This is a genomic window from Bradyrhizobium centrosematis (genome assembly GCF_045571495.1).
Classification (GTDB): domain Bacteria; phylum Pseudomonadota; class Alphaproteobacteria; order Rhizobiales; family Xanthobacteraceae; genus Bradyrhizobium; species Bradyrhizobium centrosematis.
The window spans coordinates 5,640,535-5,665,943 of sequence record NZ_CP120703.1; the positions used below are offsets into that span (position 1 = coordinate 5,640,535).

Here is a 25,409-nt window from a genome sequence, read left to right on the forward strand (position 1 = left end):
ATTCACGCTCGGGCGGCCCTCCTCACCGCCCGTTGAAGGCCCACCTCCATCCCGGAAGGCTCATCCAGAAGAAGCGAGAACATTAAGCGCAAGCTGCCTCTGTAATTCAATCGCTCGTTGAACATGCGAAGCAAAATGACAAGAAGATAATCTTTTCCAGCGATGAAATGAGACGGCTCGACTTCTCGCTGGCTTAGCATTGTTTCCACAGCGCGCCGTTCCCGAACCCATGCGTCAACGCCGTGGTGTTGCTTAACATGTCTGAAGACTTCGCGCAGCCTGCCGCCGATCTTTTTGGAGCACAGCGACGTCTGCCGTCCGTCTTGGATTAGGCGAACTATTGAGAACCCAACGGTCTCGCAGTTAGCGCCGAGGCGAAAACAAATCGAGTAAGCAACAAACAAGGGAACCAAAGCTGCGGTAATAGCGTCCAAATCGATTTCGGTAATCGCGCGAGAAATATCGGCATTGCTCATACCGGGCGCTACTTTCTTAGCAGCGGAATGGATCGAATTGATGTTCCAAGCGAGGTTCTCGATAGAATAACACCGCAGCGTATATAAGTTGCGCACTCTACGGATTCTGCCGACCGCCCATTCAAAATCTCCATCGATCAAAAAGAACCGCCGTCGGCTTTGGTCATCCTTAAATCGGATCGCTTCCGCAATAACGGCATCACGATTCTGAAGCGGAATGATCGCACTTACACGAGCAGCCCCCTTCAACATCCGCTGAAACATCCGTTCGTAGAGCCCCTGAAGAGAAGAGTCTTCGACGAAAATGTCTATGTCGTTGTAGGGTCGCCAAATGGCGGCATAAGCCCCCATGGACTGCGGCGAGAACTGGGCCAAGTCAAAACTCCAAAGAAATCATTCGATCGTCAGCGTTAAAAACAATCTCGGGAGAGTGTGTCGCAAGGATCATTTGAATTGCAGGGCTGGCGGTCCGAATTGCAGGCACGAACTGCCGCTGCCACTTTAAGTGCAATGACAGCTCCGGCTCATCAATCAAAAGAATGTTTTCGGCTCGCATGGATGGATTGAAGAGCAAATGCGTGATCAACACAAAAATCTGCCGTTCACCCGAGCTTAACGCAGTGATGTCGGCAGTCTTCCCGGAGGGCAGCCTCACGCGAACATTGTTCTGTTCAAACACAATCGCTTTTCTTGAGTCCTCGAAGAATGAGTTCATAATGCTCGTATATGTTTCCAGAGGACGAGAGATTGCGTTTTCCTTGTTATTTGCGATCTCAATCTTCTCGACAGCACGATCAATGATTGAAATGGATGGGCGTAAAGCCAAATATGGGCCAACGGCAGCAATGAACTCTTGGAAGTTTGATTGCGTGGGTTGTGGTGCCGCGATAGCCTGATCGGTCGTCGAAAATACCCGCCCAAAGAACGGCTCGACCGTTGTCTCAATCTCGCTTGGCGTAATCGAAATCTTTTTCAAAGCTGTAATGACTGAGGAACGCATTCTCTGCAGACGGACCACCTGCGGCCTATTGGGGGGCTCGTCGGGGCCCTCGCCGGGAAGCTGAAAAAGCGAAAGAACAAGTTGATTGCGCAGCGTCTCGAAAAGCCGGTTTCGTTCAACACTTAGCGCCGCAAGCTGAGTGGTTACGAGCCTTTCCGCTTCGTGCAATGCGTCATCGAGAGACGTACGAAAATAGGGACTTAGAATCCGCCCCCGTCCTCGTTGCGGCGCCCTTATATTGCTGGGCGTGAGAGTGGTTCGATCCAGTCCAAGAAAAATCGGTGTCGGGAGACCAGCGATAAACTTGAACGTATCCAAGCTATCGATCAATCGCTTTGTGCGAAGGGTGATTTCCTCCTGCAATGCTGCGTTGGGTATGCGCCATTCGTCATCCGAGAATTTGAGGATACCAAGCAGGTCCTCCCTTAGGATACTATCTCTTCTCTCATTTTCGGGCCCTTCAACGCTGACGATCAGTGTGTTAGATTCCGAATAAGCCATTGCGGATATCGAATACTTCTGGCCGTCGTGTTCGAGCGATACAGAGATTTTTTCAAAGATGCTGTTACACAGCCAGACGGGATCAGGCGTGAGCAGCGAAGCGATTGCTCGCAGGATGCTCGTCTTCCCCGAACCATTGATCCCGTGCAAAAATGTCACGTCGCTGAAAAAGTCGAAATCATAGTCCAGAAAAGCGTTTAAGCCGACACAGTGAAAATGCGTAATTTGCATTTGAAACACGCCCCGATTGCATGGAGACTTTATACAAGAATCACCGGCAGTCCATCCGCCCAAGAATAATCGGCGCTTGACCTATCCTAAGTGATGACGTCCAGCGAATTGCCGTTCGGCGGATATCGCCCGAGGCCATGAACTGGCGTTTAGAACATCGTGTCACCAACAATGCGGAAGGAAAAGGAGGTAATTTCTGTCCGCCGCGCGGTTCATTCGCGAGGCAAGGCAGAATGAACGCGCAGAAAAGCCGCCACCTGTCGGTGACGGCTCTCTCTGTCAGCGCAGCCCGAGCAGCGCGACTACCATCGAGGCCAGTTTGGGATGCACGAGGCACCCGAAACCGAGACGGTATTTCGTACCGCACGGGCGACTGGCTTCGAAGACAAGGAAAATGCCCATGGGGCCTCCTGTCATCGTGCGCGGGGTCCCTTCCAGAGCCGAACTCGCGCATCAGGCCAGTGCGAGGGTTTTTCGGTTTTTAAACAGCCACCGGGGTGTCCCTCAGCACTCTTCGGCTGTCTCTTCTTGAGGATCAAGGTAGCGTTCGACCGGCAAGGTGCAAGCATGGGGAAATGAATTTCCACAGTTGACCGCAACCGAATCGGCTTCGACCCGAGCACGAACCTCAGCATGCATTGCCCTCGCACAAGCGGCGTAGGTTGCTCGCTTGATCTCAAGTCCGTGGTCGCGGAGTTCGGCAATCAACATGCCCGGCACGATATCGGTGCAATTCCACACGAGCGTACACGCGCGCGAAATTACGATAGCATGCGCGACATAGTGAATTTCAAACTCCACACACGGCTCCGGTTCGCCATCCTGCCATCCAAGGAAAGCATCGACAGCATCGCAAAACGTGTCACGGACATGACCGGGTGCATGGCCGCGCCTCAGCTTGGGATTTCGCACGTTCATGGCAAGTCTCCTTGTTGAGGGGAGACCCCGTGCAATGCCCCGGTCACGCTCGCATTGCTCGAAGGTCAAAGACCTTGCCTTGCCTTGCCTTGCCGCGCTGACAGCGAAGATGCCGCTGCTGAAGGAGCCTGCGACCGGGTCGGCTCCTCACTTCCGCTAAGCTGATCCTGAACGCGGCTCTCATCAAGCTATTTATATGGCATCCTTTTTAGAAAATCGGCTTGACGCGCACGGTCGGAGGCATGCGAGCCGGATGATTGGCCACGTCAGCCTTCGTAGTAGATGCCAGCCGCGATCATGTGCGGCCGCCACTGGTCTGTTAAGTAACGCCTCTATAGCTACCCCAGCTCGCAAGCCGCTCGGCCACTTCCACGATCTCGGCGGGCTCGCTGACCCCGAGTTTTCGCAGCAACCGGGATCGCTGTTCGGCGACGCGCTTCACGCCACCTCCGAACTTCCCTGCTATTTCAGCATCCGTTTTCCCAGCCGCAATGCGTCTTAGAAGCTGCTTCTCGCGTGGAGATAGAATGGTGTCGGTCATTGCAAGATGTGCTCATCAGCCGCTGGACGCCGGGCGTGTTCAATGTACAATTGTGTACCGAACTGGCTCCACCAAAGGTCTACCTTAGATTGGCTGGTGGGCTTCGAGCAACGAGCATGTAAATGAACCGGAAAAGCACCGAAGGTGCGGTTCAGATGCTTATCTGGGCCATCGAAGAGATTGAGAAGGCCGGAAACAAGCAAGCGGAGTGCTTTGCCCGTCAGGCCTTGATGTGCCTCCAGCCAACGGGTGGCGACGTCGCGGAACCGGAGGTCGGCGCGCGTCGGGTCGTGCAACTTCGACCCGGTCGCATGCGCACGCCGGGTCCGGATGTCTCCGACTAACCCATCGCCGCCATCAGGGAGCCGTTCGCCGCTTTCCGGCTTCAATCGTCGCGAAGAACGCCAGCGGCAATCATATGCGGCTTGTGCTGCCTGATCGTCTCTGGGTCAGAGGCGTCATCCAATATGACCCCGCACGCACATCGCAGTGAGCAGGCGCCTTCCCGATGTCCGAACGGCTTTTGCCGCTCGTCGTCCGCCGCCCCTAACTCGGCACGGGCTTTGATCAATTCGACCCGCAGCCGCCTTCGTTCATAGTCTTCCCATTGCGGAAATAACTGCCGCCGGTCCTCGTCGCTCAACTCCGGGTGCATCCGCTTTGCGAGCCTTGCGAAGATGATCGGCTCGTCGCCGGGCAACTCACGAATGCTGGGGTGCGACCATGACGGATGATCGGGATCGGCCGTCATCGCCGCCACAAGCCGCGTCATCTCCGCGAACAGAGCGTTGCTCTCGACGTCGGTCATGCTAACTCCTCCGTTCACTTTACCCGCAGGAGCCGCGCCGCGTTCGCGCAAATGATGCCGCCGCCCAGGCGCGCGTACAATTTGAACAGCACGCACCAGCCGATGGAGTATGGGTCCGGCAGGATGGTCAGTGCCTTGCGGTTGATCAGGAGATAAGCGGCCTTCCAGTCACCGAAGGCGACGGGCGTCGCGCCAGGTGCGACATCAGGCCAGAACTGGTTCACGATCACCGGAGCACCAAGCAGCCGCCAGCGCAAAGGGGACTGCAAGTCCTGAACGACGATCGGTCGCCCGTTCGCATCCGATATGCCGAACAGCATGCCGAGCGTTCGCTGGTTCATGATCCACGAGCCGTTGGCGTGATATTCGATGGGCACCGCAAACATCAGGCTCACGAGGTCCTGCCATGTGAACTGGCCTGCCGGTGTCGGCGCGGCCGTGTCGCAGATCGGAATGCCGCTCTGCGGATTGAGGATGCCAATTGGCATGCCGACGCCGCTGCCGACAGCGATGGCTCGGCTGGCGATCCGGCGCACGCCCTGCTGGCCTTTGCGCGCGATCCAGTTCTCGATATTGATCGCGGCGTCTTCCAGAAACGACCGGGTGGCGCAGATCAGGCCGCGCAATTCCTCCGGTTTCATTTCGAGTTGGCCGAGACCTTTGGCGATGTCGGCCCCGTTGCCGTTGGCCGCGCAGTCGGTCTCGCACGCCCAACCGAACAGGTCTTCGCCGTCGGCATTATCGACGAGGAATTGGACTGCGGCGGACGAGATCGTCAAAGAATCGACCACGCCGGTCAAATCGCCGGGGTCGGTCAAACAACTGAGGATTTTGTCGGAGACTTCGGGCGGCAGCAGCAGACCGAGGTTGCCCATCGTGAACTCGGACAGCGCCTTGCGCTCCGGCTCGACCATGCGCGCGAAATCGCCAGTGCGCACGTAGGACGCGAAAGCCTTGCGCGCGAGGGCGGCTTGATCGATCTGCTGATGATCAAATTCGACGGGCTGGGCAGTCGGTCCGTTCTTGAGGACGTGACGAAGCTGAAGATAGTCCTTCGCGCGCTTGCGCTCATTGTTCTCGCCAGCACCGTCGTCGTTGCCCGGTCGGTTGACGCGCAGGAAGAGGCGGTCGATGTCGTCCTTGATCTGTTTGAGGACCTTGTCGCGCTCGGTGTCGCCGGTCGCCAGCGCGTCGCGCGTGGCGCGAACCTCGTTGAGGAGGTCGTGTAGCTCCATACCCACGGGGATCACTCCTTGCCGCGCCCGATTATCCGGGTGGCGCCGACGCCGGTGATCTCCTCGGCGCGCAGCTTATTACAAGGCGTCGGGCGCGGCTACATCGTTTTCCATTCCAATCGGTGAGCGGGTGTTCAGATCATCAAATGTCGCCGAACGACTGCGAAGGGGGTGCCTCCAGTCCGCCGGGGAACTTGTCGCGCCCGGCAAAACAACCCCCGGGTCTGGACGACGAGCATCCACGACGCTGGAAGCGGTCAGCGCAATATCAAACGATGAAGGTTGATCAGAGAGCGGTCGTCAGACCGAGGCGAGGCCGTCGGTTCGCCCGAGGCCAAGCCGCCGCTGTAGCCGCATGATCGTCGTCGGCCGCCACTGACCTCCGCGAGCGGTCATGATCCCCTCAGCATTCAGGTGTGCGGCGATGGCTCGGGTAGTCCTGCCAGCGAGCGAAGCGATAGTAGGCCGCAGGGTCTCGGCATAGGCATCAGCGTCGCGCTTGTTTTGCGCGGCGGCCTTGGGATTGCCCAGCTTGACGCCGCGCCGCTTGGCCGCCGCCAGAGCCTGCCGGGTACGCTCCGCAATCTGCTCGCGCTCCTTCTCTGCGACCGCCGCGTAAATGTGGAGCGTAAACGGATCGACGTTCGGCCCCAGCGCCGTCACAATGAAGGGCACCCGCTGCACCATGAGGCCGCTGATGAAATGGACGTCCCTCGATAGACGGTCCAACTTGGCAACGAGAACCGGGGCCGCGTCGCGCTGCGTCCGAGCACCGCCGAGCTTGCGCGCGGCATCCATGGCGGCCCGTAGCTGCGGCCGCTTCTCCAGCGCGTCCGCACCCTTGCCGGTCTCGACCTCCACGAACGTCTCGACCACAACGTAGCCCTCGGCCTCGGCAAAGCGCGCAATAGCTTCCTGCTGGGCTTCGAGACCGAGGCCGCTGCGGCCTTGCTTCGGTTTCGAGACGCGGACATAGGCAATGACGGGCTGCGACATAGAAGGACGTTCCACGGCTTTGTTACATGCTGACGTTCGTTTACTTGTATCAGATCGGATAACCCGAAGCCACGTTGTCGGCGGCAGTAACTCGATACTCCAATAGGAAGGCCGTTGGCGCGCATAACCCGATGAGGGCAGCCGAGCGTGGCGAGGCGCGGAAAACGCCTCAGCGGTCGCTATTGCGGCGGCGTGGGGCCTTTGCCAACCAACCTATCAATGGATGCCTGCAAGTCGTCCGTAGACGTGCCCGCTGCGCTGACCTGTTGCGAGATGATGTCGAGCTTCATGGGGGCATCCAGACCGAGGTACGCCGCGCGCCTTTCGACGATCTTCAACAGCAGCGCCGCCGCCGCCACATCGCCCTTGAGGGCCTGCGCCAGAAACGGCCGTTGAAGCAGGTTTAGCATTTCGAGATCGACGGCGACGCTTCGCGCCCTGAGCTTGTTGTCGATCACGCCGACCGCGCGATCAATTGCGGCATTCACCGCGCTGATTTGCATGCCGAAATGCTTGGCGATTTCGCGCACACTGTTGCATGCGACCCGCAGCTTCAGAATCTGCTCGTCGCGCTCGGCGCTATCCGGCGCACTGTCCAAGTCGATTAGGTCGGTCATGGTCCGGCGTCCTTCAACTGCTTGGCGAGCGCAGCCAACACCCGGCGCAAATTCTTTGCAAGCGCGCGTTCGCCGCGACGAATTTCGGCCCGGTACAGCTTGGCGTCGCGGTGGCGTGGATTGTCCACGAGCCTACGCTTCAGCCGCAAAACGCGATTGAAAGCAGGATCGAAGCGGTTGAGACGGCGCGAGGCGTAGTCGTAGCCCGCACAGATGCGGCAGAGGAGAGCACCGTCCTTCTCGTGAAGTCTGCGGCACCGACGACCGCAGGTAGGGCAGAGGAAGTTCGGACGGAGCCGGTGATCTCCGCGCCACGCCTCCTGTTCGATCAGCACGGTCTGTTTCCGCTTGCCGATGGCAACAGTTACCCGGCTTGCAACGAGCAGCCCGGCACGGTGCAACGCAAACACATCCAGCTTGGCGTGCCGCTCGACCAGATTTTCGCGAGCGTGCGTGGCGCGCTGATACCCTTTTCGCGCGCCTTTCGTGACAGCTTCGTTGACGAAATCGAACGGCACATCGTGAAAATAAAACCACGTTTACTCATCGGCAATCAGGACGCCGCCGGTTTCTCCATGCTCCGTTCTGCCACAAAACCGGCCCGATGCGCGTGACGTGACAGTGCCTTATAGGCACTTGTCACGGTCACACGTTCATCTTTGGGGCGTTCTTACGTGTCACGTGACAATGTCACGTGATGTCACGCGAATGATGTCACCCGAATGATGTCACCCGAATGGAGCGAGCTAAATGTCGACTAATGGCTCAGAGGATAGGCTTCGAGAGGCTGTTGCGGAACACAAACAAGCGGACGAGGCGATCAGTCCAGCGGTCTCCCGTGGCAGTCAGGAAGCCTCCGCCGTTTAACATTGATGCCATGTCGGAGCAGGATGACGGGTCGCCGCGATTGGCGAGGATCGTGATAAGCTCGCTGGCCGTTTGCACGAACCAGCGATTGCGATGGGCGGCGTCTATCGCGTCAAATTCACTACGGGAGGGATTCCGAAGGTCGCCTCGGCGTCCCGTCGTGTACGTGGGTCTCGGACCCCTTGCGTGCCTGTACATTGAAAGGTTCCTTGCGCTTGGCTTAAGTGGGGGCTTAGCCAACCAACCTCAAGCCATTAGCTAAATTCGCGTACGCGTTACGACACTTGCCAGAAATGTAGGTCGGTGGAGCAGAACATCCGGCTGTCCACCAAATCGTCCTTCGCGCGCTGGAACGCCTTGCGCTCCGCGCTGGTGACCTTGCCGTCCTCGGTTGAAAGAAAGCCGCGCGCCACCATACCTTTTCTGATGGCGTCCAGCGCGACCTTCCGCACCAGCGCCGCCGTATAGCCCGGCGTTTCGGGAACGTCCGCCGCCAACTCGAAATAGATTTCCTTGAACCACGCGCGCTTTCGTTCGGCCGTGCTTCGGGGCTTTCCCGCGCTCGCTGAGCCGGTCGTGCGCCAGCCGTCAGCTTCGCGCCGGATCACCTGTGTTTTGAACATGGCAGCAGTCGCCGGGGTTCGTAAGCGAGCTTTGGTAAATTCGAGCGTAAGCCCTTCGTTGTCATCACGCTTGGACATCATCGCGACGGTGTCCATTTCCCACTCGCGCGTCTTGGTGCCGAAGCCCTTCGACACATCGTGCCCTGTATGATGCAGCCAGATTTGCGCGACGTGTTGTGCCGAGAGATGCCGGATCAGCGCCTTCATGGGCAGCCATGGTTCCTCGTCGCTGAGCGACCCCGCCAACAGGCACATGAGAGAGTCGCCAATGAGCAGGTCAGGCTGAACGGCAGAAATCTCTCTCATGAGCCATGCCCGTCCGCTGTCTGTGTTTAACGGTGGCATTTCGCCGAGCTTCAGTTCGTCTCGGTTGTAGGCGTAGAGATCGACGGTGCCGTAGACATCGGCCGCAGACCTGATGCGCTCCTGAAGCGTTTCGGCTGGCATTTCGCCGTCGAGATACATAACGCGGCAGGGGCGCCCTCCTTTCCACGACAAGAAGTCCGAGCCCGCCGCCGCAGCGAATCCTAATTCGAGCCCAAAGAGTGTCTTGCCGACGCCGGTCTCGCCATTGATGATCCATCGGCTGGTGGTGCAGAGCACGTTCTTGAAAAGGTAGTCGCGTGCAGGCAGCTCACGGCGGAGCCACGCTTCAACAGTGAGATCATCGTGATCGCTTGGCGACGACAGGCTACGCTTGATCGCAATCGATGCATTGCGGTTGTTGTTGATGTTGTTGGGATCGGGCTCGACTCCCGGCAGATCGTCGCCAACACCCGGCAGATCGTCCTGCTCGTGGCTCATTCTGTGCAATCCCTCAATCGGAGGGCCAGCACGTCGGCGCGACTATGGCAGTCGGGAATTGATGGTGCTATCGTTCGAGCCGTTCCAAGCTGACGAGAAGACCACGGTGCAACCCTCGGCCCGCGCCACGTTCGCGCGTGTGCGGGCCTTCAGGTTTCCACCTTCGGGTAATGATGCTTTCCGCGTCGGCGTCCGCTAACGCCGTTCTGCCACCCGACGACCTCGTCGTCGAACCAGACCTTTCGGTTCGCGCTGATGAAGGTCCCTTTCGGAAACAAGCCGTCCCGCTCCATCCGCCACAACGTCGCTGGCGAGACCGGGACGATTTCCAGAACCTGCTTTTCAGTCAGCATGCGGCGCGGGGCGTTTTGCCCGGCCGTGCCGTTGCGCCGTCGCGTCGCGGCGGTCGAGCGGCGACGGTGCGTCTTTCGAGTAGACATCGAACATCCTCCGCGCGCGTGCGGCTCCCTCGGCAGGCATGGCCTCCCGCGCGACAAGACAGTCGTTATTGTTTGAATGAGCGTAGGCTCGTGAAATCGGCTGCGGCTGGACGAAGCCCGCCGATACCGCATCGTGATCGGTCAGCGACGTGCAGTCAAGTTATCCACAAGACAAGCCATTGAAAGAGCAGGGACAAAAAGGGACACGTGATTTTCCCCTTAGTCATTATCGCTGCAACGTAATTTGAATCTCGACGCAAATTCGTCAGCCCTTTGCCGCAATTGCACGGGGTCGCTGCCTGCGCGAGAGGTATTTGGATCGGAGAATATAGGGCTGAAAGGTAAGCAGAATTTCGTACGGTAAAGTGTGAAATATTTTCTCACATCCTTGGCGGGTACTTCACTGCCACAATGTGCGGGGTCCTTCGGCGGGCATCAGCGGGGCCGCAGGGTCCGAGCGCGGTCGGCTTCATCACGACGGGGATGGTCAATGATTTGCCGTTGGAGCGAGACGAGTGAGACCAACATCGGCGAAGCGCGCAACTCCGCGCACCGCTTTTGACATCGAGACACCGAGGGACAGCCGCCTCGGCTATTTCTGATCGTCTCTCTTCGCCAGCTTGGCATCGCGCCGCCGTGCGTGACGATTATTCTTTTGCGCAGCACCTTCTTCTCGGAAGGTATTGGTGGGCACAATTGATTGCCCGATCTTCGTCGCCTTGCGTGACATTGAACCTTTGTTTTTCATCTGACCCTCCCATGTCGATAAACGGAGTTTAGCGCAACACTTATCAAGCAGGAAAGGCTAAGCGGTGACGCAGAAGGCACATTCTCACCCGCTCCGGCCTCTGCCATCGCGCTTCGACTTGGGCGTTGCCGCAGGCAACAAAGTATATGCTACGTTGCGCCAAAGTTCTTGGAAGGGGGACTCGCGCCATGCTCTACATCATGACGAAGCGGGGATGGCAACTGCTCCATAAGCAACACTACAAGATCGCTGAGCGCTGGCGAGAAATTGGCTTAGACGTCGAGGAAAAGGTCAGCAAGCTGCGCGCTTCCGATTTTTGGGTCAATCCGCGTGGCTACGAATACTGGGACGTGATGACGCGCCTGTTCTACAGCGCGAGGCATCGAGCAAAGAAGTCGTCAATCGCGTTCGACATCGACAAGAGCGATTACGAGATTCCGGAAGTCTGCCCGCTGCTTGGAGTTCCTTTTGAAGTCGGCAGAGGTCAACACACAGACTACTCCCCCACGTTGGACCGCAAAGACCCTCGCCTTGGTTATGTTAAAGGCAACGTCTGGGTCATCTGCCACAAAGCAAATCGACTGAAAGGACACTTAACTCCAGATGAGTTGAGAACATTCTGCGAAAATGTACTGGAATTAGAGTGGGTCACTGCGACGAGCGACGATGAGGACGAGTTTCGGAGGCGACAGGCAGAAGGAAGACGCAAATTGAATGAGACACAGAAGCCGCGATGGTGGTCTCTCTACGGGCAGCGAAGGCCGCTCGAATAACGCGCATCCGCCGACCGCATCCGCGCCGTTTTGCGTACCGATCCGCACAGAAATGAAATCGGGCATGCAAGATACTTCGGGCAGTTCGTCCTAAGCACCTTCAACCTCCAATTCGTCTGGCTCAGAAAACTCGGTTGAAACCAACTCCTGAGCAACGCTGCGATTAAATGCGTCGAAATCGGCTGCGGTTCTCAAATAAAAGCGTAGGCCGCGCTTATCGTTGACCTCCTTCACGTTAGGTGTCGAAAGCCGTGTTTTCCAAAACTGCTCGTCACCATCAAATCTGCCAAGTTGCCAAACGTATCCAAATGCCGGTCGGCACGTCACCCAGAAGCGTCGCTTACCGCCGATGCGATACATAACTTGCCGCCGATAGAGCCGCGTTTCTTGATTACTTGCAAGGGCGTTTCGTATGAAGTCGGCAACGGCAGGATTTTCGATAGCCTTCAGTGCCTCATCCCAGTCCTTCCACGCGGTTGAGGTGCGATCAGTTTTTTCGGAGCCGCGAGTGAGAGCCGCTATCTCAATGGGCGGATACACACATGTGCACGTCAAGTAGTCATTCCCGCCCTCCTGAGACAGCGACAGCCGGTAGCATCGAATATCGACTTCAAAGATTTCGTGAAGCCATTCGGCTGCGATCAGGAGCGCGGGATCGAAGTCCTCTGCAACGAGTATTATTCGTTGGTTTTGATTGATCGCCGAGACGTCCGAGCCAACGTGTTCCTCAATCTCGGCACGCGCGTCGTCGTACGACTGCTTGTAGTTCGTGGCCAGAGTTTGAACAAATCGGTCGGACGGCCACTTAGAAATCATTCCGGCGTAGCTTATGGCCTGTAGCAACTGAAGTTTGTGCGTGCCGCGCTTCAGCTCGATGACAACAGTTGTTCCATCTTCGTCCGTTGCAAGAATATCAATCCTGTCGGATACAGCCTCAGACGGACGAACTTCTTGGCCAATCACCCACAGATTTTCACCGATTTCTTCGCAGAAGCTGTCGGGATCTGTGCAGATCATCGCCTGCAAGTCCCTTTCCCAATGATCGGCATCCACAAAAGTGGACTTCGTCAGTCGGACCAACTTCTTCCCTGTTTTATCGATACGTAGCACGTACTTCTCCACCGCCTGTCTGTGACGCTCGCGCCATTATGCCCGCTTCCAAGGGTGGAGGAAGCCATAGTAATGCTCGGCGGGAACGCCGCTGTGCATCGGACCAGCCCGCGCCAGCACACAGGCGTCCATGAGGCGAGGCTAAGACGGTCAGCGAAGGCGGATAGCAACACGCGGGAGAACGGGCACCCCACGGGCTCGGGCAAGCGGGCAGAGCGCGCATAGGGCCTAATAGGGCCCAGCGGTTTCGGGCGGGCCTTCCGCTTTCCAGCGATAGCCAAGAATTTCTTTCACTTACAGCTACTTACCACGCTTCCCAGTCTTCAAAAAAAGCGCTGGACGCAAGGACCACACGGTTTTGCCGTACGCGCATTCGTTGGCGCCACAGGGTCTCCCGGCATTGTCGACACGGCCGGAAAAATGTTGGCGCGACGAATAGAACAGCGCCGCTCATCTGCACGCGGGATTCAGGCTCACAGGGACTACCCGCCCTGCCCGCCCCATCTCGTGCCGACGCTGCCGCGTCCACCGCAAGCCCGGCTCGCGCATCGTGACGACAACATGATCGCCCCTCAAGGATGAGCCGGGATGGGCGACACATACGCCAAAACCGAATTTCGGTAAAGTGGAATATTTTTGGGCTGGCGGATTGACAGACGGCGACACAGCAATTTTCGGCGTCGTTCCGGGGCGGCGCGCAGCGACGACTTATGCGCAACTGGGCATCCGGGAATCCATGGGCGGCGTGTCTTGCGGCGCGATGGATTCCGGGTTCGATGCTTGGCATCGCCCCGGAATGACGAAGGAGAGATCACCGCTTCGGGGCTACCGGCGAACCATCCGCCATCATGCTCACGCCCTTACGCTCGACGATCTCCCGTAAGCTCGCGGCTGGCGGTGAACGTCGAAATTGAAGGTGGTGCGCTTGTAGGAGTTGCAGAGATCGAGATCGCACCTTGCCAGCGCGAGCTCGTCGCCCTTGGTGGTGCATCGCGCAATGATCTCGCCGGAGGGCGCGATGATGCAGCTGCCGCCGATGTGGTCCACGCCCTCCTCGACGCCCGCCTTGGCGAGGCCGACCACGAAGGTGCCGTTCTGATAGGCGCCGGACTGCATCACCAGATGATTGTGGAACAGCGAGAGATCGTCGTGCTCGGGCGCGGGTGGATTGTGCACCGGCGTGTTGTAGCCGATCATCACCATCTCGACACCCTGCAGCCCCATCACCCGGTAGGTCTCGCTCCAGCGGCGGTCATTGCAGATCGCCATGCCCATCACGCCGCCGAAGGCATCGGCGACGCCGAAGCCCTTGCCCGGCTCGAAGTAACGCTTTTCCAGATGCTGAAATTTCCGCCATGGCTCGTGCTCGGCATGGCCGGGCAGATGGACCTTGCGATATTTCAGGACGATCGCGCCGCCCTTGTCGACGAGGATGGACGTGTTGTAGCGCCGGACGATATTGGCCTCGACGATCAGTTCGGCATAACCCAGGCAGAAGCCGATCCCGAGCTCGCGGCCGAGATCGAACAGGGCCTGCGTTTCAGGGCCCGGCATCTCGCGTTCGAAGAAGCTGTCGATTTCGGCTTGATCCTCAAAGTACCAGCGCGGGAAAAATGTCGTCAGCGCAAGCTCGGGATAGACGATCAGATCGCAGCCGCTGGCCTTCGCCACGCGCATCAAGGCCGTCAACCGAGCCACAACTTCGGCCCTGCTCTCGGTCCTGGCGATCGGGCCAAGCTGGCCGGCTGCGACAGTCACAAATCTTGCCACGCGTCATTCCTTCCTGTGCCGGAGGGCATCCGGGCTAAAGCCTATCGAGCGGTGCTCGCGACGCACAGGGCTGCCTCGCCCCACCGCCGTGACGACACAATCAAATTCCGTGCCTGCGGGTATCATCTTGCGGCGGCGCCCGCGTGCTCACGAAAGAACCGGGAACTTCGTTGCGAATCTGCAACGGTTCCCCGCGATCTGAAGCCGGACAAAACAAACTCCCATTCCGGCCACGAACCGCTCTCACAAGGCCGTGAGACTATCAGGGGAACGACGATGCGTGCACAACGCGTTTGGAATGTGAATGGGGCGGCCAGCGTGGGGCAGCTTCAATCGAAACTGGACGATCTTAACAAGCGTCTCGGTGAGCTCGAAAGCCAGCATCCGGACAGCTGGAAGCTCGAAGAGCTGAAATCGAGCGCGCTCAGCCTGTCGCGGGAGATCGACGATATCCGCTGCGCCGAGGCGACGGCGGCGCTGAGCGAGTTGCTGCGGAAATAGCCGGCGTCCGCCGATTCGCACTCCTCGCACAGGAACCAAGATCCACCGCCGCCATTTCCATGCACAGCATGGAGCACGATCATGACGAGGCACCTGACGCGAGCCCATCTCGCGCGCGGCGTGGCCGGCGCGGTGTCCACGCTGGTGCTGTGCGCGGCGGCGGCCTTCACCATCGCGCGCCACTTTGCGTTGTGACCAATTTGGCGCTGTGAGGGATTTTACATGACGTCCGATCCCGAGGAGCAGGTGAGGCTGCAGGGTTTTGGCGAAATGACGTTGCGCACCGCGGTCGCGACGCTGATGCAACTCGCGCCGCACGAACGCTCCGAGGCCGCAATCTTCCGCGTCCGCGACGGCGTGCGGCTTGCGCAAAGCGAAGTCGCCGAGCTCGCATCACACTGGGGCATCGATCCGACGCCCAACGTGCGCTCGCCGCGACTGGTCCCGGACCAGCATTGGCCGGACATCGTGCGCGGCATGGTGCGCGAGGCTCCGCTGCCGTCGCTGATGGTGGCGTTTCTGGTGGGCGTGCTGGTGGCGCCAAGGTAGCCGCGCCAGAGCCGCTTGCAACAGGGTTACTTCTGTTCGCTTGCCCGCATCTGCTCGGCGAAAGGACGCAGGGCCTCGGACATGTCGTCGAGGCGTTTCTGCCACTCCGCGCCAGGCATGAAGGCGATCACCGGCTCATCCCCGGGCGACCCCGTCAGGTACTCCGGATTGCGCAGGCCCTCGGCTATCCCGGCTTCCAGCCTCTTGACGATGTCGTCTGGAACGCCCTTGGGGACCGCAAAGCCGCGCTCGGCCGTTGTCATGACCGGAAAGCCCGCCTCCTCTGCCGTCGGAACGCCGGGCAGCGATGTAAAGCGCTTCTTCGACAGGATCGCGATGACGCGAAGTGGCCCCTTGTTGGTGCCATGCAGCTCGGGAATCTCGCTGAGAGTGACCATCCCGACGTCCAGATGGCCGCCCAACAGATCGGTCCGCTGTGCGGCCGTTCCTCTGTAGGAGATCTCGTTGGGCTCGACCTTCGCGACGGCCGCGAGCATGCGAATGGCCAGATGGCCGTTCGTTCCGGCACCATTGTGACCGAAGCTCACCGACCCCGGCTTGCTGCGAAGCGCAGCAATGATGTCAGCCAAATTCTGAAATCTGCTGTCCGCGGGCACGACGATCACGTTCGGATCTTCGACGACCCGTGCGACCAGCCGAAGCTCGTCCGTGGTGTATTGGGTCTTGCGGGTCATCGGCAGGAAGTTGTAGCCGGGCACATTGACGACACCGATCGCATAGCCGTCGGGCGCCCCGCGCGCGATCGAGGTAAACGCGATCTCTCCGCCGGCGCCGGGCTTGTTCAGGACGACAAATTTCGCCTTGCCGCCGAGCGAGCGCTCGACAAAGGGCAAAAGCTTGCGCGCCATGACATCGGTGCCGCCGCCGGGCGCAAAGCCGACCACCACCTCGATCGGCTTGTCGTCTGGCCACGCCCCCCATGCCGACCCGCAGGCGGCGAAGCCAAACGCTGCGACGAGCGCGAGGATTTTCTTGTTCATGATTTCCAGCCCTGTTTTTTATTGGCCGGTCGCGCTCTCGAACGCGCGATCGACTGTGCTTTCATCTAGCTGTCGGACTGACCGGAGAGCAACCGGTTATCCCGAGCGCAGCTATGCAATGGGCCGCGGCGGTTCGTCAGGTTATTGCGGTCGCATCGGGGGGATGGTGCTTCGAATTCCATGAGGGCGGCGCGGCGTCCTCTGACCTACCTCGCAACGCTCGCCCCCCGACCCATGGCAAGCCATGCCGCCGCAACAGGCCGCCCTGCGAGGGCCAAATCGGCCGTGGACCCGATCCCGAAATCGTTGCAAAAAGGCGCTCCGAGGCGCCGGCGGACGGTCCGCCAAGCCTCTGGACGTCAATTTTTGGAAGAATGGTCGGAGTGGCAGGATTCGAACCTGCGACCCCTGCGTCCCGAACGCAGTGCTCTACCGGGCTGAGCCACACTCCGACAAGAAGGCGGCTTATAGCGTCGGGTTTGACGCACCGCAAGCGGCCGAGATGAGGAATTTTGTCCCTGTGAAAACGGGTCTTGAAACGCTGATTTTACCGGCCGGTGAGGCTGGCGCGGAGGCCGCTGCCCGCACCTTGGCCGCCGGCGGGTTGGTCGCGTTTCCGACCGAGACGGTCTACGGGCTCGGAGCGGACGCCGCCAATGCCACGGCGATCGCCCATCTCTACGCCGCCAAGGGGCGGCCGGCGTTCAATCCGCTGATCGCCCATGTCGCCGATCTCGAGGCCGCGCAGCGGATCGGGCGGTTCGATGCCCGCGCCTTGAGCCTTGCTAAGGCGTTCTGGCCGGGGCCGCTGACGCTGGTGGTGCCGAAGACGCAGAACTGCCCGGTGGCGGATCTCGCCACCGCCGGGCTCGACACCGTCGCGATCCGCATCCCCGCCCATCCCGTGGCGCAGGCGATCCTGCGCGCGTTCGGCGGGGCGGTGGTGGCGCCGTCCGCCAACATCTCGGGCCACGTCTCGCCGACGCTGGCCGGCCATGTCGAAAGCGACCTCGCTGGACGGATCGACCTGATCGTCGACGGCGGGCCGGTCGCGGTCGGCGTCGAATCGACGATCGTCGGCTGCTTCGAGAGGGCGATGCTGCTGCGCCCCGGCGGGCTGTCGCGCGAGCGGATCGAGGCGGTGCTTGGCGCACCCCTGGCGCGGCCGCCGGTGGAGACCGAGAGCGACGAGGGCCAGCCGCTGGCGCCGGGCATGCTGGCCTCGCATTACGCGCCGCGCGCCCATGTGCGCCTGCGCGCGCAGGACGTTGCGCCCGACGAAGCGCTGCTGGCCTTCGGCTCCGAGCACCTGCCCGGCATGGAGGCCGCAGCCGCCGTCATGAATCTGTCGCCCACCGGTGATCTCGATGAAGCCGCCGCCAATCTGTTCGGCTATCTTCGCGAGCTCGATGCCAGGGGCCCGCGGGCGATTGCGGTGATGACGATACCCGAGGAAGACCTGGGCGAAGCGATCAATGACCGGCTGCGGCGCGCGGCCGTGGTGCGATAAGAGAAGACGAGACAATGAACATCGACAAGCCTGCCGCCCCTCCGCTCGCGCCGGAGCTGATCGACCAATTCCGTGAGATCGTCGGCGACCGTCACGCCATCACCGATGCCAACGACATCGAGCCCTACGTCACCGAGGAACGCAACCTGTTCCACGGCCGCTCGCCGCTGGTGCTGCGCCCGGGCTCGACCGCCGAAGTCTCCGCGATCTGCAAGCTCGCCTCCGAGCACAGGATCGCGCTGGTGCCGCAGGGCGGCAATACCGGGCTCGTCGGCGGGCAGACGCCGCACAATGGCGAGGTGGTGTTGTCGCTACGCCGGCTTGACAAGATCCGCGAGGTCGACACCGCCTCGAACACCATGACGTGTGAGGCCGGCGTGGTGCTGCAGGTGGCGCAGCAGAAGGCGTCCGACGTGGACCGGCTGTTTCCGCTGTCGCTGGGCGCCGAAGGCAGCTGCACCATCGGCGGCAATCTCTCCACCAATGCCGGCGGCACCGCCGCCCTCGCTTACGGCGTGGCGCGCGAGATGGCGCTGGGCCTGGAGGTCGTGCTCGCCGACGGGCGCGTGCTCAACGTGCTGTCGAAGCTGAAGAAGGACAACACCGGCTACAATCTGCACAATCTCTTCATCGGCGCCGAAGGCACGCTCGGCATCATCACCGCGGCGACGCTGAAACTGTTTCCGAAGCCGCGGTCGATCGAGACCGCCTTCGTCGGGCTGAAGTCCCCGGCGGCGGCGCTCAAGCTGCTCACGATTGCGCAAGGCGAGGCCGCTAATGCGCTGACGAGTTTTGAGCTGCTCTCGGAGATGGCGGTGGACTTCTCGGTCCGCCACGGCATCGACGTGCGCGATCCGCTTGCAGAGAAGCATCGCTGGTACGTGCTGATGGAGCTGTCCTCCCCCGGCGACGACGCCCGCACGCCGCTGGAGACGATCCTGACCCGCGCCATGGAGGAGGAGATCGTCGACGACGCCGTGATTGCGGCCAATCTCACCCAGCGCAACGATTTCTGGAAGCTGCGTGAGGAGATGTCGGCGGCGCAGAAGCCCGAGGGCGGCTCGATCAAGCACGACATCTCCGTGCCGGTCGCCGCCGTGCCCGGCTTCATCGCCGAGGCCGACGCCGCGGTGGTGAAGCTGATCCCCGGCGCGCGGCCGGTGCCGTTCGGCCATCTCGGCGACGGCAATCTGCATTACAATGTCAGCCAGCCGATCGGCGCCGACACCGCCGATTACCTGGCGCGCTGGCACGACGTGAACGCGGTGGTGTTCGAGATCGTGCTGCGCATGGGCGGCTCGATCTCCGCCGAGCACGGCATCGGCGTGCTCAAGCGCGACGAGCTGCCCGAGGTGAAGGACAAGACCGCGATCGAGCTGATGCGCGCGATCAAGGCGATGCTCGATCCGCTCGGCATCATGAATCCGGGGAAGGTGCTGTGAGCGCATCCAGCTCGCCTGCTCCGCTCGCGATCGATGCGATCAATGATGCCGATGTCGAGCCTGTGGTTGCGCTGTGGCAGCGCTGCGGCCTGACGCGGCCATGGAATGATCCGCATGCCGACATCGCACTGGCACGGCGGCGCGACAATTCCACCGTGCTGATCGGCCGCGACGATGGCGCGATCGTCGCGACCGTCATGGTCGGCCATGACGGCCATCGCGGCTGGGTCTATTACGTCGCGGTCGATCCCGACAGCCAGAAGCGCGGCTTCGGCCGCAGCATCATGGCGGCGGCCGAGGACTGGCTGCGCGCGGCCGGCATTTCGAAGCTGCAGCTCCTGGTCCGGCGCGAGAACGCGCAGGCCAATGCGTTCTACGGCTCGCTCGGCTTCGAGCTATCCACCTCCGTGATGTTCCAGAAGTGGCTCGACGGCCGCGCGACCACGCCAAGCAATTGAGATCGCCATGACCATTTCCGACCGCGTCCGCATCAAGGACGTCCGCGTGCTCTCAGACGGCTGGACCACGCTGAAGACCACCACGTTCGAGTACCGCCGCGCCAGCGGCGAATGGCAGACCCAGCACCGCGAGACCTATGAGCGCGACAACGCCGCCGCCGTGCTGCCGTACAATCGCGCCCGGCGCACCGTGATCCTGGTGCGCCAGTTCCGCCTGCCCGTCTTCATCCGCGGCTACGACGACCTCCTGATCGAGGCCGCCGCCGGCGTTTTGGACAACGCCGAGCCCGAGGAGCGCATTCGTGCCGAGGCGGAGGAAGAGACCGGCTATCGCCTGCACCACGTCCAAAAGGTGTTCGAGGCCTTCATGAGCCCTGGCGCCATCACCGAGAAGCTGCATTTCTTCGTCGCCGAATACGAGCCGGAGATGCGGGTGAGCGACGGCGGCGGCCTCGAGCACGAGGGCGAGGACATCGAGGTGCTCGAGCTTTCCATCGACGAGGCGCTGGCGATGATCACTGATGGCCGCATCATCGATGCCAAGGCGATCATGCTGCTGCAATATGCGGCGCTGCACGTGTTCAAGTGACGTGCTTACCCTCCCCTGGAGGGGGAGGGTCGGTCACATTGAGCGCAGCGAAATGTGAGACGGGGTGGGGTGACGGTCTGTCCACGTCGCACACTGCCCGCGTGGAGAGATCACCCCACCCCGATTCGCGCTGCGCGCGATCGACCCTCCCCCTCCAGGGGAGGGTAAGAGACGCCGCGCCATTCTCATCTGCAATTCTGTCCTGCGCCGCCGCTCCCCCCGTTGAGCAGGCCCCAAACTATCTCTAGTCTGGCTCCAACCAAGACCAAGGAGACGCGCCTATGTCCGCTCCGCGCGACGATGAATTCGGCTTTGCGCCCGACTACGATTCCCCCGTCCCCTACATGCAGCGCACCCGCGATTATTACGCGGCGATCGGCTACACCACGCCCTATCGCTGGGCGCATTACACCTCGGCGCCGTTCCAGCCGCTGAAGAAGCCGCTGACGAAGTCGCGGGTGACCATCATCACGACCGCGGCACCCTACGATCCCGCCAAGGGCGACCAGGGGCCGGGCGCGGCTTATAATGGAGCTGCGAAGTTCTACCAGGTCTATGATGGCAACACCTCCAAGCAGCACGACCTGCGCATCTCGCACATCGGCTACGACCGCAAGCACACCTCGGCCACGGACAGCGGCACCTGGTTTCCGCTGCCGCAGCTGTTGAAGGCATCCGCCGCAGGCCGCATCGGCGAGGTGAGCCCGCGCTTCTTCGGCGCGCCGACCAACCGCAGCCACCGCGTCACGCTCGACACCGACGCGCCGGAGATCCTGGCGCGCTGCCTTGCTGATGCGGTCGACGCCGCGGTGCTGGTGCCGAACTGCCCGGTCTGCCACCAGACCACGGCGCTGGTGGCGCGGCACCTGGAAGCCAACGGCATTCCGACCGTGATCATGGGCTGCGCCAAGGACATCATCGAGCACGCCGCGGTGCCGCGCTTCTTGTTCTCGGACTTCCCGCTCGGCAATTCCGCCGGCAAGCCGCACGATGTCGCTTCGCAGGCGCAGACCCTGGAGCTCGCGCTTCGGCTGCTCGAGACCGCGAGCGGCCCGCAGACGACGATGCAGTCGCCGCTGCGCTGGAGCGAGGATGCCTCCTGGAAGCTCGACTACAACAATGTCGCACAGCTTTCGCCGGAAGAGCTGGCCCGCCGCCGCGCCGAATTCGACAAGCAGAAGGAGATCGCGCGCGGCAACCGCGCCGCCTGACGTCCTCCGATAACGAAGACAAAAGGGGAGAGCGACGTGACGCGACCGTTCGAGGGTGTGAAGATCCTGGACTTCACGCAAGTGCTGGCCGGCCCCTATGCGAGCTATCAGCTCGCGCTCTTGGGCGCCGACGTCATCAAGGTCGAGCGGCGCGAGGGCGAGGACATGCGCCGCACGCCGCTCTCCCGCGAATGGGCCGAGCGCGGGCTGGCGCCGGCGTTCCAGGCCATCAACGGCAACAAGCGCAGCCTGACGCTCGATCTGCAGAAGCCGGAGGCGATCGCGATCGTGAAGAAGCTCGCGGCGACCGTCGACGTCGTCATGGAAAATTTCCGTCCGGGCGTGATGGACAAGCTCGGCATCGGTTACGAGGCGCTGTCCGCGATCAATCCAAAGCTGATCTATTGCGCGGTGTCGGGTTTCGGCCAGACCGGCCCGGACCGCCTGCGCCCCGGCTATGACGGCAAGATGCAGGCGTTGTCGGGCATCATGGCAATCACCGGCCATCCCGAAACGGGGCCGACGCGCGCCGGCTTTGCGGTATGCGACGTGCTCTCCGGCGCCACCGCCGCCTTTGGTGTCTCGAGCGCGCTGTACCAGCGCGACCGCACCGGCAAGGGGCAGCTGATCGACGTCTCCATGCTGGAGGCGACGCTGGCGTTTCTGTCGGGGCAGATCGCAGACTGGTCGGTCGCCGGCCATCGCCAGACACTCTCGGGCAATCAGGCGGTGAGCCGCCGGACCACGGCGAATCTGTTCAAATGCGGCGACGGCCACATCCTGCTCGCCGTCAACAACGAGAAGCAATACCGCGCATTGATGAGCGCGCTCGGCCGCGAGGATACGCTGTCAGATCCGCGCTTTGCCGACTGGTTCTCCCGAAACGAGAACGAGCCTGCGCTGCGCGCCATCATCGAGCAGGCGCTCGCGGCACGACCGGCGCGCGAATGGGAGACGATCTTGGAAGACGCCGGGGCGCCCTGCGCCAGCATCTGGAAGGTCGAGGAGGTGATCGACCATCCGCAAATCAAGGCGCGCGGTGCGATCCAGGAGCTGGACACGCCCTATGGCCGGCTGCGCTTTGCCGGCAGCGGCTTCAAGCTCGCCCATGGCGGCGGCCGGCTGGACCGGATGGCGCCCGAGCTGGGCGCCGATACGGAGGCGGTGCTGGGCGAACTGGGATTCGATGCGGCGGAGATCGCGGACTTGAGGGCAAGGGAGATCGTTTGAAATCGTTTGCGCATGATCTTTCCGGAAAACCGCTGCGCACTTTTCCGGATCATGCTTTAGAACAGCGACCCCTGCCCGTCGTCGGCAGACGCAGCGGAGGCTTTCCGCACCGTCCTTTTCGGCCTGGCCGCCTCGGCCTCCGCCTCGATCTCCTCCGCACTGATCGGCAACACGAGCTGCTCGTCGTCATTGGCGACACGATTGACGCGGGTGGAAACCGGGTGCCAGGCGAATTCGCCGATGCGCGGCGCGGTCATCAGCGGCAGGATCGTCTCGATGTCGTCGCCTTTGATGTCGAGCCAGCGCTCGAAATCGCGCGGGCTGATGGTGACGGGCACGCGGTCATGCAGCGCGGCGAGATCCTCGCCCGCCGCGGCCGTGACGATCGCGACGGTATCGAGCTCCTCGCCGTTCGGCCCGATCCAGGTCTCGAACAATGCGGCGAAACCAAGCGGCGCACCGTCGGCACGGTGGATGAAGAACGGCTGCTTGCGGCCGCCTTCCGACTTCCACTCATAATAGCCGTCCGCCGGGATCAGGCCGCGGCGCCGGCGTATAGCTTTCTTGAACGCCGGCTTCTCCAGCACCGTCTCGCAGCGGGCATTGATCAGGAGCGTAAATCCGCGGGGGTCCTTGACCCAGCTCGGCAGCAGACCCCAGCGCATCAGGCGGAAATGGCGCGCGCCGTTTTCGACCAGCACGACCGGAATCGGTTGTGTCGGGGCGACGTTGTACCGGGGCGGGAAGTTCGGCTGCTCGACATAGCCGAACAGTTGCCGCAAAGCCGCGGGGGCCGAAGTTATGACGAAGCGTCCACACATCCTTGGAAGCCTATATAGGGTCCGTTCAGGTCCTTTTAACCCCGAACGTTAACACTGCGGCAGATGAGCTCAACGGCCTCCCAACCCGCGCGGACGCATGTACAGACGGGCCCCGAGGCTGAGGCCTGGGCCGAGCGGCTGCGCGTGGCCAATATCAACCCGCGCACCGGGCTTGCCACCGACTATCTCAACCATTTCAATGAAGCCGTGATGCTGCTGGAAATGGTTCCGGACATGCCCGAATGCGCGGAAGATTTCCTGACCTGGACGCCGCTGTCCTATGCCGAGCATTTTACGGCATCGAATTTCAAGGCACGGGATCTGGCGATCGAAGCCTATGAGAAGGCCGATCCCAACGTGCGCGCCCAGTTCGATCACCTCACCGACACCATGACCTCGATCCTGACCGCGGTCGGCTCGGCCATGCGCGAGGTGGAGAAGGACACGACGCGCATCCGCCTCGCCGAACAGGCCGCCCTATGGGTCAAGCCGCTGATCGCGGCCTGCGGCGGCATCATCCATGGCGGGGCGGAAGCCGACGTCGACACCATCATGGCGAACTGAGCCAGGTCCTTTCAGAAAATGGCCTCAGTCGTCCAGCCCGTTCATCCCCAGCTCGCCGTCAGCGCCGCCATTTTCCGCGACGGCAAAGTGCTGCTGACCCGCCGCGCCCGTTCGCCCGCCAAGGGCTTCTATTCGCTGCCGGGGGGCCGGGTCGAATTCGGCGAATCGCTGCACCAGGCGCTGAAGCGCGAGGTCTCGGAGGAAACCGGGCTCGACATTGCGATCGTGGACCTCGCCGGCTGGCGTGAGGTGCTGCCGGCGGCGGCTGGTGCCGGGCACTATCTGATCATGTCGTTTGCCGCCCGCTGGGTGGCCCGGGAGCCGGTCCTGAACGACGAGCTCGACGACTATCGATGGATCGCCCCCGACGCCCTGGCCGGCCTCGGTGACCTCAAACTGACCGGAGGGCTCGAGGAGGTCATCCAGTCCGCCCACCGGTTGATCGGGGCCTGACCGCCCGCCTTGCGCCTGCCGTCCCAAGGGGGCATACACCCTGCCGATGTCCATGCGATTTCTGGCCATTTTTGCCCTGATTCTCGCCTGCGCCTCCGTGCCCGCGAGGGCCCAGGACGTGGCGGCGCCGTTCGATGCCGATTTGCAGCGGCTGGCCGAGATCCTCGGCGGGCTGCATTATCTGCGCGGCATCTGCGGATCCAACGAGGGCAACAAATGGCGCAACGAGATGCAGGCGCTGATCGATGCCGAAACGCCGTCCGGGGAGCGCCGCACCCGCATGATCGCCGGTTTCAACCGCGGCTATAACGGCTTTCAGCAGACCTATCGAACCTGCACGCCAGCCGCGACGGTAGCGATCCGCCGCTATATCGAGGAAGGCTCGAAAATCTCGCGGGATCTGACGGCACGTTACGCGAACTAGAACTCTCCCCCGTCATTCCGGGGCGCGACGAAGTCGCGAGCCCGGAATCCATCGCACCACCAACTATGACGCCGATGGATTCCGGGTTCGCGCTGTGCGCGCCCCGGAATGACAGAGGCTGGAACCTTGTCATCGACTTTGTTCACAGCCGTTAACCGTTCTTAAAGATGTGGCCTAGCGGTCGTTAACGCCCGTGCT

General features: G+C 61.5%; 28 protein-coding genes, 1 tRNA gene and 1 pseudogene. 13 read left to right on the forward strand and 17 right to left on the reverse strand.

Annotated elements, in window-relative coordinates:
- Positions 1-2: 2 nt before the first annotated feature.
- The 4 genes from P6U31_RS26955 to P6U31_RS26970 all read right to left on the reverse strand — a co-directional run bounded on the left by P6U31_RS26955 (position 3) and on the right by P6U31_RS26970 (position 3,667).
- A complete protein-coding gene (locus P6U31_RS26955; protein ID WP_407184781.1) occupies positions 3-851 on the reverse strand; it encodes a DUF4435 domain-containing protein in 849 nt (282 codons plus the stop codon).
- 1 nt (position 852) lies between these two features.
- Entirely contained in the window at positions 853-2,208 is a 1,356-nt protein-coding gene (locus tag P6U31_RS26960) for an AAA family ATPase (protein ID WP_407184782.1), read from the reverse strand.
- A 504-nt stretch (positions 2,209-2,712) separates the two neighbouring features.
- Positions 2,713-3,126 (reverse strand): hypothetical protein, encoded by a 414-nt coding sequence (locus tag P6U31_RS26965; protein ID WP_407184783.1) that lies wholly within the window; start codon positions 3,124-3,126, stop codon positions 2,713-2,715.
- A 319-nt stretch (positions 3,127-3,445) separates the two neighbouring features.
- Entirely contained in the window at positions 3,446-3,667 is a 222-nt protein-coding gene (locus tag P6U31_RS26970; protein WP_407184784.1) for a response regulator transcription factor, read from the reverse strand.
- Positions 3,668-3,789: 122 nt separating this feature from the next.
- On the opposite strand from P6U31_RS26970, the gene P6U31_RS26975 reads away from it, so the two are divergent.
- Positions 3,790-4,011 carry a hypothetical protein gene (locus P6U31_RS26975; protein ID WP_407184785.1) on the forward strand — a complete coding sequence of 74 codons (222 nt, stop codon included), beginning with the start codon at positions 3,790-3,792 and terminating at the stop codon, positions 4,009-4,011.
- A gap of 41 nt (positions 4,012-4,052) precedes the next feature.
- Here P6U31_RS26975 and P6U31_RS26980 read toward each other — a convergent pair whose 3' ends face one another.
- The 8 genes from P6U31_RS26980 to P6U31_RS27015 all read right to left on the reverse strand — a co-directional run bounded on the left by P6U31_RS26980 (position 4,053) and on the right by P6U31_RS27015 (position 10,805).
- The gene (locus tag P6U31_RS26980) at positions 4,053-4,475 is read right to left on the reverse strand and encodes a hypothetical protein (protein WP_407184786.1); all 423 of its coding nucleotides are present in this window, start codon (positions 4,473-4,475) and stop codon (positions 4,053-4,055) included.
- A 14-nt stretch (positions 4,476-4,489) separates the two neighbouring features.
- A complete protein-coding gene (locus P6U31_RS26985; protein WP_407189955.1) occupies positions 4,490-5,710 on the reverse strand; it encodes a phage major capsid protein in 1,221 nt (406 codons plus the stop codon).
- 300 nt (positions 5,711-6,010) lie between these two features.
- Entirely contained in the window at positions 6,011-6,706 is a 696-nt protein-coding gene (locus P6U31_RS26990) for a recombinase family protein (protein ID WP_407184787.1), read from the reverse strand.
- A 179-nt stretch (positions 6,707-6,885) separates the two neighbouring features.
- Positions 6,886-7,323 carry a hypothetical protein gene (locus P6U31_RS26995; RefSeq protein ID WP_407184788.1) on the reverse strand — a complete coding sequence of 146 codons (438 nt, stop codon included), beginning with the start codon at positions 7,321-7,323 and terminating at the stop codon, positions 6,886-6,888.
- Complete coding sequence (locus P6U31_RS27000) at positions 7,320-7,841, reverse strand: hypothetical protein (RefSeq protein ID WP_407184789.1); 522 nt, start codon at positions 7,839-7,841, stop codon at positions 7,320-7,322. Before P6U31_RS27000 ends, P6U31_RS26995 begins: the two co-directional genes overlap by 4 nt.
- 624 nt (positions 7,842-8,465) lie before the next feature.
- The gene (locus P6U31_RS27005; RefSeq protein ID WP_407184790.1) at positions 8,466-9,617 is read right to left on the reverse strand and encodes an AAA family ATPase; all 1,152 of its coding nucleotides are present in this window, start codon (positions 9,615-9,617) and stop codon (positions 8,466-8,468) included.
- Between the two features lie 149 nt (positions 9,618-9,766).
- Positions 9,767-9,970 carry a helix-turn-helix transcriptional regulator gene (locus tag P6U31_RS27010; protein WP_407184791.1) on the reverse strand — a complete coding sequence of 68 codons (204 nt, stop codon included), beginning with the start codon at positions 9,968-9,970 and terminating at the stop codon, positions 9,767-9,769.
- A gap of 679 nt (positions 9,971-10,649) precedes the next feature.
- The gene (locus P6U31_RS27015; RefSeq protein WP_407184792.1) at positions 10,650-10,805 is read right to left on the reverse strand and encodes a hypothetical protein; all 156 of its coding nucleotides are present in this window, start codon (positions 10,803-10,805) and stop codon (positions 10,650-10,652) included.
- A 188-nt stretch (positions 10,806-10,993) separates the two neighbouring features.
- On the opposite strand from P6U31_RS27015, the gene P6U31_RS27020 reads away from it, so the two are divergent.
- Positions 10,994-11,578 (forward strand): hypothetical protein, encoded by a 585-nt coding sequence (locus P6U31_RS27020; RefSeq protein ID WP_407184793.1) that lies wholly within the window; start codon positions 10,994-10,996, stop codon positions 11,576-11,578.
- Between the two features lie 90 nt (positions 11,579-11,668).
- Here the strand turns inward: P6U31_RS27020 and P6U31_RS27025 are convergent, their stop codons facing one another.
- Positions 11,669-12,688, reverse strand: a complete 1,020-nt coding sequence (locus tag P6U31_RS27025) for a hypothetical protein (protein ID WP_407184794.1) — start codon at positions 12,686-12,688, stop codon at positions 11,669-11,671.
- A gap of 811 nt (positions 12,689-13,499) precedes the next feature.
- Positions 13,500-14,458, reverse strand: a pseudogene (locus tag P6U31_RS27030) (N-carbamoyl-D-amino-acid hydrolase).
- A 276-nt stretch (positions 14,459-14,734) separates the two neighbouring features.
- On the opposite strand from P6U31_RS27030, the gene P6U31_RS27035 reads away from it, so the two are divergent.
- Together P6U31_RS27035 and P6U31_RS27040 are read left to right on the forward strand one after the other, a co-directional pair.
- Positions 14,735-14,959 (forward strand): hypothetical protein, encoded by a 225-nt coding sequence (locus P6U31_RS27035; RefSeq protein ID WP_128929168.1) that lies wholly within the window; start codon positions 14,735-14,737, stop codon positions 14,957-14,959.
- Positions 14,960-15,181: 222 nt separating this feature from the next.
- Positions 15,182-15,508: a hypothetical protein gene (locus P6U31_RS27040; protein WP_407184795.1), complete on the forward strand. Its 327-nt coding sequence runs from the start codon at positions 15,182-15,184 to the stop codon at positions 15,506-15,508.
- A 26-nt stretch (positions 15,509-15,534) separates the two neighbouring features.
- Here P6U31_RS27040 and P6U31_RS27045 read toward each other — a convergent pair whose 3' ends face one another.
- On the reverse strand, positions 15,535-16,509 hold the full coding sequence (locus P6U31_RS27045) for a tripartite tricarboxylate transporter substrate binding protein (protein WP_407184796.1): 975 nt from the start codon (positions 16,507-16,509) through the stop codon (positions 15,535-15,537).
- A gap of 375 nt (positions 16,510-16,884) precedes the next feature.
- Positions 16,885-16,961, reverse strand: a tRNA-Pro gene (locus tag P6U31_RS27050).
- A gap of 68 nt (positions 16,962-17,029) precedes the next feature.
- Between P6U31_RS27050 and P6U31_RS27055 the strand changes: the two genes are divergently transcribed.
- The 6 genes from P6U31_RS27055 to P6U31_RS27080 all read left to right on the forward strand — a co-directional run bounded on the left by P6U31_RS27055 (position 17,030) and on the right by P6U31_RS27080 (position 22,949).
- A complete protein-coding gene (locus P6U31_RS27055; RefSeq protein WP_407184797.1) occupies positions 17,030-18,019 on the forward strand; it encodes an L-threonylcarbamoyladenylate synthase in 990 nt (329 codons plus the stop codon).
- A 14-nt stretch (positions 18,020-18,033) separates the two neighbouring features.
- Entirely contained in the window at positions 18,034-19,461 is a 1,428-nt protein-coding gene (locus P6U31_RS27060; protein ID WP_407184798.1) for an FAD-binding oxidoreductase, read from the forward strand.
- Complete coding sequence (locus P6U31_RS27065) at positions 19,458-19,919, forward strand: GNAT family acetyltransferase (RefSeq protein ID WP_407184799.1); 462 nt, start codon at positions 19,458-19,460, stop codon at positions 19,917-19,919. Before P6U31_RS27060 ends, P6U31_RS27065 begins: the two co-directional genes overlap by 4 nt.
- Positions 19,920-19,926: 7 nt before the next feature.
- A complete protein-coding gene (locus P6U31_RS27070) occupies positions 19,927-20,508 on the forward strand; it encodes an NUDIX domain-containing protein (RefSeq protein WP_407184800.1) in 582 nt (193 codons plus the stop codon).
- A gap of 281 nt (positions 20,509-20,789) precedes the next feature.
- Entirely contained in the window at positions 20,790-21,719 is a 930-nt protein-coding gene (locus P6U31_RS27075; protein ID WP_407184801.1) for a glycine reductase, read from the forward strand.
- Positions 21,720-21,755: 36 nt separating this feature from the next.
- The gene (locus P6U31_RS27080; protein WP_407184802.1) at positions 21,756-22,949 is read left to right on the forward strand and encodes a CaiB/BaiF CoA transferase family protein; all 1,194 of its coding nucleotides are present in this window, start codon (positions 21,756-21,758) and stop codon (positions 22,947-22,949) included.
- Positions 22,950-23,005: 56 nt separating this feature from the next.
- Here the strand turns inward: P6U31_RS27080 and P6U31_RS27085 are convergent, their stop codons facing one another.
- Positions 23,006-23,770, reverse strand: coding sequence for an SOS response-associated peptidase (locus P6U31_RS27085; protein ID WP_407184803.1), 765 nt, complete (start codon positions 23,768-23,770; stop codon positions 23,006-23,008).
- Between the two features lie 63 nt (positions 23,771-23,833).
- Here P6U31_RS27085 and P6U31_RS27090 point away from each other — a divergent pair, with 63 nt between their 5' ends.
- From P6U31_RS27090 to P6U31_RS27100, 3 genes are read left to right on the forward strand one after another with little or no spacing between them, the layout of a single operon-like run.
- On the forward strand, positions 23,834-24,334 hold the full coding sequence (locus P6U31_RS27090) for a hypothetical protein (RefSeq protein WP_407184804.1): 501 nt from the start codon (positions 23,834-23,836) through the stop codon (positions 24,332-24,334).
- An 18-nt stretch (positions 24,335-24,352) separates the two neighbouring features.
- Positions 24,353-24,787, forward strand: a complete 435-nt coding sequence (locus P6U31_RS27095; RefSeq protein WP_407184805.1) for an NUDIX hydrolase — start codon at positions 24,353-24,355, stop codon at positions 24,785-24,787.
- Between the two features lie 46 nt (positions 24,788-24,833).
- Positions 24,834-25,211 carry a TIGR02301 family protein gene (locus P6U31_RS27100; protein ID WP_407184806.1) on the forward strand — a complete coding sequence of 126 codons (378 nt, stop codon included), beginning with the start codon at positions 24,834-24,836 and terminating at the stop codon, positions 25,209-25,211.
- The last annotated feature ends 198 nt before the right edge of the window (positions 25,212-25,409 follow it).